The organism is Nitrosospira sp. CT (assembly GCF_059489795.1).
In genome coordinates this window covers 120,811-135,023 of record NZ_JCAHZJ010000043.1, presented here as the reverse complement: position 1 = coordinate 135,023, position 14,213 = coordinate 120,811, and the positions used below count along the sequence as shown (strand labels likewise).

8 protein-coding genes are annotated in these 14,213 nt (G+C 55.1%); all 8 read right to left on the bottom strand.

Translation table 11 applies throughout. The features are described from left to right. Positions 1–13 precede the first annotated feature (13 nt). Complete coding sequence (locus tag AC52W5_RS07655) at positions 14–667, bottom strand: response regulator (protein WP_495670563.1); 654 nt, start codon at positions 665–667, stop codon at positions 14–16. 12 nt (positions 668–679) lie between these two features. Then, positions 680–2,110, bottom strand: coding sequence for an ATP-binding protein (locus AC52W5_RS07650; protein ID WP_495670562.1), 1,431 nt, complete (start codon positions 2,108–2,110; stop codon positions 680–682). A gap of 173 nt (positions 2,111–2,283) precedes the next feature. Then, positions 2,284–3,360 (bottom strand): lytic murein transglycosylase B, encoded by a 1,077-nt coding sequence (gene mltB / locus AC52W5_RS07645; protein WP_495670561.1) that lies wholly within the window; start codon positions 3,358–3,360, stop codon positions 2,284–2,286. Positions 3,361–3,498: 138 nt separating this feature from the next. Further along, positions 3,499–7,101: a UvrD-helicase domain-containing protein gene (locus AC52W5_RS07640; protein WP_495670560.1), complete on the bottom strand. Its 3,603-nt coding sequence runs from the start codon at positions 7,099–7,101 to the stop codon at positions 3,499–3,501. After that, on the bottom strand, positions 7,098–9,896 hold the full coding sequence (locus AC52W5_RS07635) for a PD-(D/E)XK nuclease family protein (RefSeq protein ID WP_495670559.1): 2,799 nt from the start codon (positions 9,894–9,896) through the stop codon (positions 7,098–7,100). Before AC52W5_RS07635 ends, AC52W5_RS07640 begins: the two co-directional genes overlap by 4 nt. A 25-nt stretch (positions 9,897–9,921) precedes the next feature. Then, on the bottom strand, positions 9,922–10,245 hold the full coding sequence (fdxA, locus tag AC52W5_RS07630) for a ferredoxin FdxA (protein ID WP_011380078.1): 324 nt from the start codon (positions 10,243–10,245) through the stop codon (positions 9,922–9,924). A 562-nt stretch (positions 10,246–10,807) separates the two neighbouring features. Next, positions 10,808–12,508, bottom strand: a complete 1,701-nt coding sequence (locus tag AC52W5_RS07625; RefSeq protein ID WP_074972058.1) for a glycoside hydrolase family 57 protein — start codon at positions 12,506–12,508, stop codon at positions 10,808–10,810. Between the two features lie 49 nt (positions 12,509–12,557). Beyond that, entirely contained in the window at positions 12,558–13,835 is a 1,278-nt protein-coding gene (glgC, locus tag AC52W5_RS07620) for a glucose-1-phosphate adenylyltransferase (RefSeq protein ID WP_074972060.1), read from the bottom strand. Positions 13,836–14,213 lie beyond the last annotated feature (378 nt).

Sequence of the window (14,213 nt, the reverse complement as noted above, 5' to 3'; positions counted from 1 at the left end):
CCGGTCATGCCTGCTATTGCGCTTCGTTCAAGTGGGTGGCATAACGTATCAAATCGGCGCCGTCTTTCAAGTTCAATTTGGTACGGATGTTGAAGCGGTGCGTTTCGATAGTTTTAATACTACGGTTAAGCAACCTGGCAATTTCCTGACTGCTATATCCGGATCCAATCAAATGCAGTACCTCAAACTCACTGGGGGTCAGACTGCTAATCAAAGGCTCAACCTCCGAATTTCCGGCTGCGACCCGATTCAACAGCTTGGCATGCATTGGCTTGCTCAAATAAATGTTTCCTTTTAATACCTCATGGATAGCGGTTACCAGCACTTCACCCGGCTCCTGCTTCATCACGTAGCCACGCGCGCCGGCCCGCAAAGCGCGCTCCGCATACACGCCTTCATCGTGCATGGAGACGACGAGTATGGGTAGTGCGGGGATCAGGAGGTGTATGCTTTTTATGACCTCAAAACCGGAGAGGGTCTTGAGAGACACATCCATTAAAACGATATCGGCATGATGTCCCGCTTTGAGTATGGCCAGCGCTTCGTCGCCGTCACCGGCCTCTGCAAATACCTCCATATCTGGCTCAAGATTGATAAGCATCGCCATGCCGTGCCGCAACATGGCATGGTCGTCCACCAGCATTACCTGTGCTTTCAAAGCTGGCATACCGGGAAACTCCTACATCATTCGCATTTCGAGCCGCACTTCCACTCCGCCTTCGGGGTGCGACACGAATTTCAGTGTCGCGCCAAGCTGCCTGGCGCGATATTGCATGATTTTAATGCCCATTCCTGGCGTCACCCCATGTTTTGTATTAAGGCCGGCAAAGCCGCTGCCATCATCGCGTATCGCCAGGCGCAGCATTTCTTCCTCGGAACCCAACGAAATTGTCACATGTTGTGCGCCGCCATGGCGTATTGCGTTATTGGTAGCCTCCTGGGCAATCCGGTAAATATTAAGCGCAAGATCCTTATCCTTGATAACGACTTCCTTTTTGCATATAAAATCACAGGTAATCTTATAAGTGATTGCGATTCTTGATGCAAATGCCCGCAGCGCGGCCATCAAGCCATTGGTCTCCAGTTCAAATGGAAGCAGCCCCTGCGCAAGCTGCTTGCATTGCATCACAGCGACCTGCGCTTGAGCCGCGATGGAAGCAGCGAGCGTTGCCGCCTCCATACTCCCCGATGAGAACATTTTTTTCTGCAGCGCCTTGGCCTGATAACCAATCGCCGCAATCTGTTGCCCGAGATTGTCGTGCAAATCCTGGCCGATCGAACGCTGGTTTTCTTCCGCGATGGAAACCAGTGTCTGTTCGAGATGTTTGCGCTCAAGCCATCTCTCCAGATCACTCGCAACCGCGTCGATAAGCCGCTGCTCTTCCGGCACCAGGAATGGTTTGTCTTCAGGATAGAAGACACGCAACTGACCGCAGGAATTGTTGTTGGCGCTAATCTTCGATTTCAGCTCGTGCGTAAGACCCTGACCGTGATTCTCGGAAGTGAAGCGCCTGCCATCGAGCTCAATCATGGCGGTAGCAATTTCCGGAAATTGCATCGCGGGTATCAGGTGCTCAAAAATCTGCTGGCAGACATTATCCAGCGATAATTCCACTCCCATGCCATGGCGAATCTCGTAGAGACAAGTGATTTCTTTCAGACGCTCACCCAACGCCTCATCGATCTGTTTGCGCTCAAACCACCTCCCCAGATCAGTCGCGATCGCATCGATGAGCCGCTGTTCTTCCGGCACCAGAAATGGTTTATCTTCCGGATAGAAGACGCGCAACTGGCCGCAGGGACTGGTGTTGACGTTAATCGTCGCTTGCAGCTCGTGCGTAAGGCCCTCTTCGTGCTTCCCGGAAGTGAAGCGCCTGCCATCGAGCTCAATCATGGCAGTAGCAATTTCCGGAAATTGCATCGCGGGTATCAAATGCTTGAAAATCTGCCGGCAAACATTATCCACTGATAATTCCGGCCCCATGCCACGGCGAATTTCGTAGAGACAGGTGATTTCTTTCAGACGCTCCCGCAGCGCCTTACTTGCGTCAGCATGCTCATCCATAAGGGGATGGGCAGAGCTGGCGTGCCTTTTATCCTGGCTGGTCATTGAAGGCTTTCATAATTCGATCGATTCAGTCTCCCACCTCGGCCGTTCTATGACATGAATTTGAATATTTCGCCTAGTTTATTCTTCTGTACAGTCCTCAGGCAAAGGATATTGAAGAAAGCAGAAGGCTTTACAAAACATAAAAGAAGAAATCGCACGAGAGTTCCTCACCGCTATAAATTCGAGGCTCGCGCTGCCCGAATCTCTTCCGCCAGCTGCAACACTGACATTGCATAATTTACGCTGCGGTTGTAGCGGGTAATGACATGGAAATTATTGAAAGCCAGCCAGTACTCTTTTCCATTCTTCATCTCGAGTTCCACAAGCGTGGCCCGCCGGCCACCGGGAGCATGCCAGCGCGGCGCCACACCCCATTGTCCAATCTCCGACACTGTGTAGCGCGGGGGGTGTCCCGAATATAAAACTTCCCGGTAATCTTCGCCATTCACCACCGCGGGAAGCACTATAGGTTGGTCTGCTTCCCATCCGTAGCTCTTCAGGTAATTGGCAACGCTCCCGATTGCATCCGCCGCACTGCCGGATAAATCGATCTTGCCGTCATTATTGAAATCCACCGCGTACCGCCGGTAACTGCTGGGCATGAATTGCGGAATCCCTATTGCCCCTGCATAAGAACCCCTGATGTTCAGGAGGTCAGCCTGCTGGTTTCGTCCCATCAGGAGATATTGCTCCAGCTCGCCGCGAAAGAAAGCCGCGCGCCGGGGATAGTTGAATGCAAGCGTAGTCAGGGCGTCGAGTATCCGGTGCTTGCCGTTTTGTGTCCCATAAAAAGTCTCGACACCGATTACGGCTGCGATGATCTCCTCAGGAATCCCGAAGTCCCTGCGGGCACGCTCCAGGTCCGCGGCATTTGTGTTCCAGAAGGCTACACCCGCGGCAATACGCTTCGGGGTGACGAAGACAGGCCGGTATGCATACCACGGCCTTGCGGTAGCAGGCTGTGAAATGGCTTTGATGATTCCCTCCTGATACTGCGCCTGCCCAAGAATGTCCTCCAGTTCAGCCTGGACAAAGCCGTGTCTTTCGACCATTTCGCCGATGAAATTTTCGATTCCCTCTTTTGTCTCCTCTTCGATCTTCCCTTCAACCTGCCTTTCGATTCTCTCTTCAACCTTCCTTTCGATTCCTCCTTCGATCTCCGGGCGCGGCTCAGCAGCCGGAGGAGCTACCGTAGTTGCCACACATCCCGTCAGTGCAAAAAAACCGAATGCATATATCAGAAAGCGCATAAATTCACCTGCATATAAAAATCCAATGGTTTACTTCCTACTGGTCGTGTCGTAGGGGTTGTCGGGATAGCCAATAGTTCGGGACGTATCAGGAGTACCTCGGCAAATAAATGTACGGTTGGTTCTACTTTTCATCCTTCAAGTCTCGTCACCCCATTCCCGCCATCCCTTGAGCAGGGGAAAATACAGTCCTCGCCTTACCGGCTGTCCTTCCGCTGCCTGCATGAGTGCAGCGTAACGATCCAGCTGATTGCGATAGCGCTCCTGCTCGCGATCGAGAAAGCCCTCCACATCAGCGCCTTCATGGCTGCTTGTCTTGTAGTCAACGACCCATCGCTGACCCTCCGCATCGCGAAAAGTACGATCTATCACGAAATCCATGTATTGGCCCGCAATGTTACCGGTCATGCGCAACTCGCTGCGCGCTTCCTGCTGCGATTCCAGCAGCCAGCGCCCGCGTGGCTCGCTCACCGTGTGAGTAAGCGCTGCCATCACTCTTTTTACGGCATCATCAGAATCATCCTTACCCGTGCTGATCGCGCCACATTCAATCAACTGGCGCCGGAAGATATCCCGCAGTTCCGTGATTCGAGCGGCGTTCCAGTCAGCCAGCCCGTCCTCGGCAATGCGTTGCAGCCATTTGTGGACTATATTGCCGACAAGCCGGGCCGTCTCGCCAGCCCAGGAATATTCGACTTCCCCCCGGATGGGCAAAGGAGGCTGGCCTGCCTTCCACTGTAGGGCGCGCGGGGCGGGCGGAAGCTCCCAGCGGGATATCAGACGGCGAAGCGATTGGTCGATCAAGGGTTTATCTCTCGCCTCCTGCTCTTTATTGCCGCCGCATGACGGAGGGTCCGAAAAAGCCGCTTTTGCTGCAGCCTCCCTATAAAAGGATTCGACCGCAGGCCAGATTTTGCTCAGCAAAGTCTTCGCTGGTGGAGGTTTGAGTTCAACTCCGCCTTCATTGCTGCTGATAACGCCAGTACTGCCAAGAAGATGCAGGCGCTTTCTGGCGCGTGTTGCAGCTACGTAGAGCAGTCGTCCATCCTCCAGGCATTCCTTCTCGTTATCGAGCTTTTCCATCCACGCATAGATCGGATCGCTCTGGGAACCGGTTTCCTGGATAGGCGCGAGCAACAGATCATTACCCCCGCTGCTCTCCCCTTCCTCTTCAGCTTCCGTTTCTGGCCATTCATCGCGCAAATGCTCCATCCACATGAACAGCTTCTTGTCATCGCTACGCGACGAGCGGCCGAGGCCGGGTACAATCACGCAGTCGAACTCCAGTCCCTTGGCCTTGTGGATGGTCATGATTTGCAGGGTATCGTCCGCTTTCGCATCGGGCAGGGCGGAAAGGCCCGTCAATCCTTCTTCCAATGCCGCGAGACTGCGAATGCTTCCTGCTTCTTCATGCGACTCAAGATAATCAAGGTAGGCTGAAGCGTCTTCCAGTCCTGTCTCATCTTCCAGGCACGCCGGACCGCCCAGCGCTAGCCAGGCAGCTTCAACCGTTGCCCGCAGGGACTGCCGGTTCCGATTGGCCATGCAGACCTTCAATACATCGCGCAGCCGCAGCAGCCGTTCATAGGCATCAGCCGAGACAGAGGCGATACGATTTTCATCCTGAAGCCACTCCCATGCGGTGCCGGGGCCGATTCCGGCGTTTTCCTCTCTCTCTTGCGCAATGTCGGAGACACTCGCCTCGTCAGATTGACGAGGAGCAGCCGATACAAGAGCGTGGAGGTCTGCCAGCGTAAGGCCGCACCACGGAGCTCTCAACAGCGCAAGCCATGCCAGTCGGTCCGCCGGGTGCATCAGCGCACGGGTGAGGACCAATAGATCCTGCACTACCGGCTGCCGGCCCAGCCCTTCGATTTCGATCGCGCGGAAACGTAATCCGGCTTTTTTGAGCCGAGGCAGGATTTCCGCCAGATGGCTGCGATTTCGAACCAGAATGGCAGTCGTAGAGCAATCCTCATCACGCTGCACGCGCGTGACAATCTCCACCACTTTCGCTCCCTCGGCTCCATGATCATCGTTGAAGAATGGATGCACACTGACAGCAGCATCCGGCAATGCGGTGCGCACGGCAACCGAGGGCGAGTAGCGTACCGAACCCGTTGAAATATTCTCGCGCTGCGGCATGACAATTGCGAACGTCGCGTTGACCCAGTCCACGATACCGCGCTGCGACCGGAAATTGGCGGAGAGCGAAACCGGACTGAGTGTCACGTTTCCAAATCCGGTAGCGCGAGCACGCAGGAACAGCCCGACTTCAGCCTGGCGGAAGCGATAGATGGACTGCATCGGGTCGCCCACCACGAACATACTGCGTCCGTCTCCCGGCTCCCATCCTGTCGTCAGTTTTGTAACCAGATCATACTGGCTGATCGAAGTATCCTGAAACTCATCTATCAATAAATGCCGAATGCGATGATCGAGCGCGAGCGCAAGATCTGTCGGCGCCTCGGGATCACCCAGGGCGCGCAATGCTGCCTGCGCCACTTCGCTAAAATCCACCTTATCATGCCGCTGAAATGCGAGCTTCAGCTGTGCAACAGCATAGGGCAGCAGCCGGATAATCGAGCCGAGTATTTTCCACTGTCCCTCGGTGTAAGCAGGTGGCGGCAGCAGGCGAATGTCGCGCAGCGACTGGCGAAGCGAATCATCATCATTTGCGGCCAACCGGGAAATCAGCTGTAATGCCCGGTCTTTCCAGGATTTTGCAATCTCTTTTTCAGCTTTGGCACCAAGTGCGCCGGGTGGAAAACCTTCCCTGACGGTATGCTGCTTGCGCCAGTCCCCTCCTTTGGTGAGGAGCAGTTCTGAAATGGCGCACCAGCAGGAAACATCCTGCTCCTCACAACCCGGCAGGGTGTCGAGCGCACTGAGCCGTTCGTATTCAACTGACACGCCCCCGGCGCTCGCCAGGTTGCTGCCGGCATATCTTGTCAGCGCGACCAATTCGTCCTGCATGGCAAGAGGATGGGATGTCCACAATGCATGCAAGCGCCGCAATGCCTGCCGGCGAGCGTTCTTTAATACCGCTTCCAGCTCATGCCGTTCTCTGACATGAATATGCCGCAACCAGTGGTCCCGGAGGGCCAACATTTCTACCAGAAGTTTTTCTATACGGCCGATATCGTTATCGAGATGCTCCAGCAAGCACTCAACATCACTGGCAATCGCATCGCCCTCATCGAGCAGATCAAGGGTGGCGCGTGCCGCCTCGAGATATAGATCGAATGCATCATCCACCGTTTCCGGCTGCCCCCCGAACCCGGAGAGCACTGGCATCTGGCGTGTAAGGGATGCACACAGCGAATCGAATGTTTGAATGCGCAGCCGGGCAGGATGATCAGCAAGGTGCCACCGCGCCTCCGCATCCCGCTGCAGCACCGCATGAGCCAGTGTCTGGGTCATTTTTTCATGTTCGCTTTCCTGCCCGGCTTCCTGAGCTCCGGATGAATGAGTCGCCTTCTGGGCGGAGGCCAGTGCGGCCACCAGCCGCTGGCGCATCTCGGCAGCCGCTTTGCGCGTGAACGTGATCGCCACCACCTCCTCGGGTTCTTCGACGCAAGCCAGCAGTTTGAGATAGCGTTGAATCAGAAGCCCGGTTTTACCGGACCCGGCCGGGGCTTGCATAATGAATGAGCACGCAGGATCGAGAGCTTGGCGCCGTTCCGCCTCATCCGGCGGAACACTCGATGCATTCTGCTGCAGCGAGAGCGCATTACTCATTCTTCCTCCCCTTGCTCGGTGAAATCCATGGCTGCGCGCTCGTAAATACGGCACAAGGGACGAACATCGCATGTGCGGCAGGTCTGTGGATATTTTTTAGGGTCGACTTGTGAATGACCGCTGGAAAAATCGGCAGCGACGCTTGTAAGAGCATCAAACCACGCTGCGACGAGTGCTTCCCAGGAGCCATATCGATCGATGTGGCGTGATTCCGCAAACCCCTTTACGCCCGGCAAAAGATCGGTGTCGCGCGCAAGCGCGGTATATCGCATCTCCCCGGTTCTGACTTGTGCAAAGGCAATGGCGGCAGCGTCCGCCTCAGCGGCCACAAGATAGAGCGGCAGTTGAGGCTCGTCCGGGCGCTCGCCCAGCATCGCGTTCACGGAGGGTGCCCGTGTTTTGTAGTCGATGACAATCCGGCGACCGTCGGCGAGCTCATCCACGCGGTCCAGCCGGGTGCTCAAGGCGAGTCCAGCGATTTCGATGCTCCTTCTGGCCTCGGTGGAAACTACAGTGAAATCACTTCGCTTCCTCTCTTCCTCGAGCCATTCCCGGGCCAATCTTGTCAGCCGCCGCTGCTCTATCCGGACAAGACGTTCTGACAAGGTGTACGGATGCCTGACACTCATGCGTGCAATGACCTCTCCCGCGGCGCTGGTCAGCAGCGTTTTCAACTCCTCCTCAGCCAAGGCGTCCAGCGTGCTTTTGTCCCTGATCCGCCCCCATACCTGGGCAAGCATCTCGTGAACCAGCGTGCCGCGCTCTGCCGCATCCAGTCCAGAATGAGGCGTCTTCAATCCTTCCGCGTAAAGACGATGTAGCGCCAACGCGCGGAATGGACAGGCGGCCTGGTCTTTTATCACCGCCACGCCGCCGCGGGCCCTGCCATCTCCTCCTTTGCCATGGACTATCCTGGGCGCCGGATCATCCTTTATTCGCTCAAGGCGGCGCTCCTGATGGATCAGATCGCGATGTTTCACATAATCGCGAAGCAGGTTCGGAAGCTCGATGTCGCTGGCAGCAATATGTGCGATCAACGGGCTTGGCGCCAGCTCGCGCGTATCGCTGCTCCCGCTATGCCGGGCGTGGCTCAGAATAACTTCCTGGGATGCGGCCAGCCATCCATCGGTAAAGCGGGACGCAAGTTCGAGAGTGGTTGCCGGCGAACTCAGGGGCAGCCTTTCAGCGCGCTGCAGTTCGATCGGCAGGAACGGATTCGGGTGCGGTTGCAGCGGCCAGGCCTCATCCGACAATCCCATTACCCAGAGATGATCGAACATCATTCCGGCAGCTTCAAAGACGCCGAGTATCTGGATGGGAACATCCGGCGTCTCTGGCTGAAACAAGGTATCAGCAGCCATCCCGCGCAGATGTGAGACAGCCTGGCGATAGCTCATGCCGGTCGTAACGTTATCAAGAAGGGCAAAGCCCGATAGGACGTTCTGCCATTTTTTGAGCGTCTGGTACTCTGAAGAGTCAGGAGTTCTTTCACCCGGAAATCCGACAAGCCGCAGGATATCGGAAATTGCTCTCGCCAGTGAGGAAGGACGCTGCTTGTCCGTCGACATTTTTTTGCAGAACTTTTCGCAGGCCGACAACAGCCCCGCCAGGACTGGACAGTTTGCGTTGTTTTCACGCTTTACCAGTCCAAGCAGGCGGTCGAGTGTGATCACAGGCTCGACATGCTTGCGCAGTCTTGCATCAAGCTGCGCACGAGGAAGCATTTCGGCTTCCGCCCCGGCCAGGAAGGGGGATCGTAACAAGAGGCTTGCACGCTCGAACTCGATTTCTCCCTGGATGAGCTCAAGCACAAGGAATACAGCATGTACCAGCGGATACGAACTCAGTGCAACACCTAGGGATATGTTGAATGGCATGTGCCGCGGTGTGCCGGGAAGGGCTTGACGGACATCCGGTTCCATCACGGAGTTGAAAATCCGTACGAGGCTGCTCCGATACTCCGAAAGCTGTGGAACCACTATGCCGATGCGAGCGGTGCTATCCCTCTCGATTCGGGCCCGCGCCCACACTGCGGCGCCATAAATCTCATCATTGCTGACGTCGCATTCCACTCGATGCACAGTCCGATTTGCGAAGTACGGCATTTCGAAACGCTGCACAGGCGGCGGAGTGGTTCCTCTCACCTCATCGACCTCACAACCCGCTTCCTCAAGCTTTGCCAGCAGCGCAGTCCACTGCGGCGTGACGCTGTCGAAACCATAACAAATCAGGCGTTGCGGTATTGCGATGCCAGGGGAGCCGCACAAGCCGGTTACAAGCGTGCAAAGACGTGCATGGTCGATCTGGCGAGCCTTGCGGGTGACATTTTCATAGCGGCGCGACCAGGCGCTGAATGCCCTGCAATCCTCGTTCAGCACGAATTTCCCGAGCCGGGGGATCAACCGCCACTCATGGGCAAGCACCCATGCCTCTCGGGCCAACCGTGCGGTTTCTGCCACGGAGAGCAAGACGGGAGCACCCGCCGATCGGGCGACAGCCTCCTCCCACAAGAGCTGCTCCTGTGCAGAGGTAAGCAGCTGGGGTAGATGAGGCGCATGAGTGGAATAAAGCGCATCTTCGTAGATGCGCTCGATAAATGCGGAAACTGGCAGAATGTCGGCTGAAGCCCAGGCAGAAATTCCTTGCGCTGCCTGGATTCGATCGAACTCGCGCCTGAGGGTGAGGGCGAGCCGGGTGTTGGGAGTCACAACCGTATCGCCGGCTTTCAATCCGGCGATACGGCTTACAACAACTTCGGGGAAAGGAATTTTTAGAGAATGAGGAATGGCAGGCATGCCGCGGCAAGCTACCGCTATTGAATCAGCGTTCCAGCTTTTCCAGCTTTTCCGTCACTTTTGCCCAATCGTCGGCATCAGGCAGCGCATCCTTTTTCTCGATGATAGGTTTCCAGGATTTGGATAATTCAGCATTGAGTGCGATGAAATGTTGCTGAGTTCCCGGTACATCGTCCTCAGAGTAAATAGCCTCTACCGGACACTCAGCCACACACAAAGTGCAGTCGATGCACTCGTCAGGATCAATCACCAGAAAATTGGGCCCCTCCCGAAAGCAATCCACTGGACACACGTCCACGCAATCCGTGTATTTGCATTTGATACAACTTTCAGTTACTACATAAGTCATGACAGATCCTTGCTGAGCTCTTGGAGAATCCGCAATTTTACCAGAAATTTTATGAACATCACTATAGCCCCATGACTCCGAACCATACTGCAATCATGGGTTTAAGACCCTGTGGCGTCACCTGCTCTGTCACTGGGCTGTGTCGGACTCGGGAGAGTCTGCGGTTCGATCAAGCGGGTGAGCGCGAATATGTCGGAGCGCACTTTGTCCAAGTGGCGACGGGTACATGGCTTGCCCCAGTTTGCTTTACAGCAGGAATAGAAACAAGGAATAAAAGCAGGGCTTAGGGAGCCGCTGAACAAATCCTCTGCAGAGCGCGGTGCTGTCAAAATCGGGATGATCACGAGGCGCGCGACGAAGGTCGTAGCTTGGACTACGATACCAAGAAGCGCAACGAAGTGAGCGCCCGATTTTGCTGCAACCCGGATGGGATGGGGCTTTGCTGGCCATCTGCTTTGTCAGGCCCCTAGCGAAGGGGGCCAACCATTCGCGTCGTCGACTTTCGCGCATCTCATCCTGCAAAGCCACCGTCGCGCCTACGAGGGATTTGTTCAGCGGCTCCTTAGGAGGCACGCCGCATTGCACCACTCGTTTCATGCACCCCTCCCCCATGGCTGATGGGCTCAGTGACAGAGGCGGGTACAGGCAGTTTCAGCAGGACATAAAGATTGGCAAGATTGTCGCGAAATAACTGGTCGAAGCTCGATACCGCATAAGGCGGATTATAGTCCCCCAACCACCAGAACCAGTCGGAACTTTCACAGGATGCAAGCTGCCGCTCCGCTTTCTCTCTTTCGTCGGGAGTCAGGCGCCCGCTTTGCATGACAAGATCATAGCTTTGCTTGGCCGCGCTCAGCAGATCCCACGCACGGTTCTTGTCCCGATCCCCGATCCAGGTGGAGAAGGTTCCATACACCCAGCTGCCCGCCGTCAGAACCGGCAAGTGCGCTGCTTCCGTCTCTTTCTCGGCTGCGATATAGTCGCGATAGGTCGTAGAATGGATGGAAGAGTGGTTTTCAAGAATTTCATACAGATCATTGAGGAAATAATATCCATTGTAGGGATAGTATTCCCAGGCATTCTCACCGTCGAGAATCACGCTCACGACCGGTTTCTCTCCCGGCAATGCGCTACGCCCGATCTCCTCCAGAGATCGAACTAGATGTTCGGCAGCGTCCCGGCCAAACCACTTGGCATACTCGAAACCGATCATGTCCGACAATTTCTCGTCCCGGAAGAAGCAAATGACATCGCCTGCTTTTCCGTCAACCCGATATGGCCGGTAAAGAAAGCGACTCCTCTCCGGCAGAGGCTCGCCCGGATAGGAGTGATGCAGACTGTTTGCCAGCACCCCTTCGCCACTGGCAGACCACTTGCAACCTTTTTCACCCAGTATCTCAAGTAGCGGTGCTGATACGGCTCCTTCCGCAGGCCATACCCCCTCGGGTCTTGCGCCAAAGCGCACGGCATGGCTTTCAATGGCGGAAACCAGTTGGGATGCGACACGGCTTCGCCCTCCCGGATAAACTGGCTCGGCCGGCAGAGCCGAACCTGGCATGCTCTCGCGAGCGGATGAAAAATCGATCAGCAAGGGTGCGAGCGGATGGTAATGCGGTGTGGTGGAAAGCTCGATCTGCCCTGATTCCACCAGCTTGCGATAACGAGGAATCAACCTCTGCACAACCTCTCCAATCACATCGAGCAACTGCATCCGGTCTGCATAACTGAAACCCTTCGCCTGCGTCATCAACTGGATCACTACCTCACTGCTTCGCCGCACGCTTTCACCCGTCCAGGCCAGGTGATACCAGACCAGCAGATCAGCAAGATACTGGCCGGAAAGATAGGCCAGTTCCCCGTCCCCGTATTCCCTCAACATTTCATGGATGTCGTACAGGCGTTTGTATGCAGGATACGGCTGCATCATGGTCAGATGATTGCTGCGAAAACAGCTGTCGAAGGCATGTAACCGATCTTCCTGAGAAACGTCATCCAGACTGGGAGTGGCCAGCAATCGCAACAGCGGATCCCGGATCTCTCCGGAAGCAAACTGGGTGGCATAGTCCTCGAGCTGATCCAGCAGCACTGGTACGAAATTGACCACTGCCTTCATACGGGGGTGGGCCTCAAGGTGAGCGGCCATATCGCTGTAATCCTTGATCGCGTGCAGGTATACCCATGGCAGCATGAATTCCCCGGTCTCGTAATTGCGATAATCCGGCTGATGCATATGCCACAGCAAGACTAATTGTACTGGTTGCATATCTCGTACACCTGTTTAATCAACCTTATTCAGATCCGATCCGTTTCTATTATCTTACATAATGTATCTTTTGCCCCAGCATTTCGGGAGTGACAAGCGTAACACCCGTTTCCGTCACATAAAAACGCTTTCTGTCTTCCACCGGATCAAATCCCACCTCCAGACCGGGAGGAATGATGCAGTTCTTGTCGACCACTACCCGCCTCAACCGGGCGTTTCGACCTACATCCACGTTCGGCAATATCACCGAGTCTTCAAGGCTGCTGTAACTGCGCACCTGCACATTGGAAAACAGCAGCGAGCGGCGCACCGTTGCCCCGCTGATAATGCAGCCCCCGGAAACCATGGAATCCAGCGCCTGTCCCCGCCGGTCATCATTATCAAAGACAAATTTGGCTGGAGGCAGTTGCTCCTGGTGCGTCCAGATCGGCCAGTCCTGATCATACAGGTTCAGATCGGGCGTCACCTGAACCAGGTCGAGATTGGCCTCCCAATACGCATCGACTGTGCCCACGTCGCGCCAATACGGTACGCCAGAAACCATATTCACACAACTGTCCGAGAAGCGGTGGGTGAATACACGGCTCCGTGGAACAAGATGCGGGATCAGATCCTTGCCGAAATCATGCGACGAGTTTGGATCGTCGTGATCACGTATCAACTGATCGAAAAGAAATTCAGCGTTGAAAACGTATATTCCCATGCTGACAAGTGCATACCCCGGACGACCTGGCACCGCTGTGGGAACTGAAGGTTTTTCGTTGAAACCTGTCACCCTTCCGTCCTTGATTACACTCATGACTCCGAAAGCGCTCGCCTCCTCCAGAGGAAGATCAATACAGGCAATAGTCATCTCGGCCGATTTTGCAATGTGATCGGCCAGCAATTTGGCATAATCCATCTTGTAGACGTGATCGCCCCCCAGGATCAGTACATAGTCCGGATTATGACTTCGCAGGATGTCGATATTCTGATATACGGCATCCGCTGTTCCCTGGTACCAGCTTTCTTCAGTTCTCTGCTGTGCCGGCAACAGTTCGATGAATTCCTGAAACCGTCCGTCAAGAAATCCCCATCCTTGCTGGATATGGCTAATCAGGCTTTGCGCCTTGTATTGGGTTGCGACACCAATGCGGCGAATACCAGAATTCACGCAATTTGAAAGAGGAAAATCAATGATGCGGAATTTGCCGCCGAAAGGAACCGCGGGTTTTGCCCGCCAGTCGGTCAGCTGCCGCAGCCGGGTGCCGCGGCCACCAGCCAGTATCATTGCTATCGAATTACGTGTGATCTGGCTATAAGAGCGCAAGTCAGCCGGCAATTTCATTCAGATCTCCCTTGAATTGTCGCATGGACGACTCTTTTACCACTATATTATTGCAGTTGCAGCAGTTTTCTGCAGCTAAATTGAAGGAAGCGCAGACGCCTTGTTTGCGCCAGGCTGTTTCTTCCCCACCTGTTCCTCTTATGGCCCGCCCACCCAAGCCAAAGCCTGAGGTTGCCAAAGTCATTGCGGAACGGGCTAAAATAGCGAAACGAATTATTGTGGGGAGCGGACGGATTCCAGCATTGCCGGTTCGCTTGATAGTCCGATGGCACTAGGCCGTGCACGTATGGGCCGCGATTTTTTTAATAGCGTACCTGAGCCTGGATCACGGCTTTTCCGCACATCCTGATAGAGCAAGGATAACTATTAGCGTGAGGA

Coding starts and splice junctions, on each gene's coding strand:
- AC52W5_RS07655 (WP_495670563.1), bottom strand. CDS start 667: ATGCCAGCTTTGAAAGCACAGGTAATGCTGGTGGACGACCATGCCATG.
- AC52W5_RS07650 (WP_495670562.1), bottom strand. CDS start 2,110: ATGACCAGCCAGGATAAAAGGCACGCCAGCTCTGCCCATCCCCTTATG.
- mltB (WP_495670561.1), bottom strand. CDS start 3,360: ATGCGCTTTCTGATATATGCATTCGGTTTTTTTGCACTGACGGGATGT.
- AC52W5_RS07640 (WP_495670560.1), bottom strand. CDS start 7,101: ATGAGTAATGCGCTCTCGCTGCAGCAGAATGCATCGAGTGTTCCGCCG.
- AC52W5_RS07635 (WP_495670559.1), bottom strand. CDS start 9,896: ATGCCTGCCATTCCTCATTCTCTAAAAATTCCTTTCCCCGAAGTTGTT.
- fdxA (WP_011380078.1), bottom strand. CDS start 10,245: ATGACTTATGTAGTAACTGAAAGTTGTATCAAATGCAAATACACGGAT.
- AC52W5_RS07625 (WP_074972058.1), bottom strand. CDS start 12,508: ATGCAACCAGTACAATTAGTCTTGCTGTGGCATATGCATCAGCCGGAT.
- glgC (WP_074972060.1), bottom strand. CDS start 13,835: ATGAAATTGCCGGCTGACTTGCGCTCTTATAGCCAGATCACACGTAAT.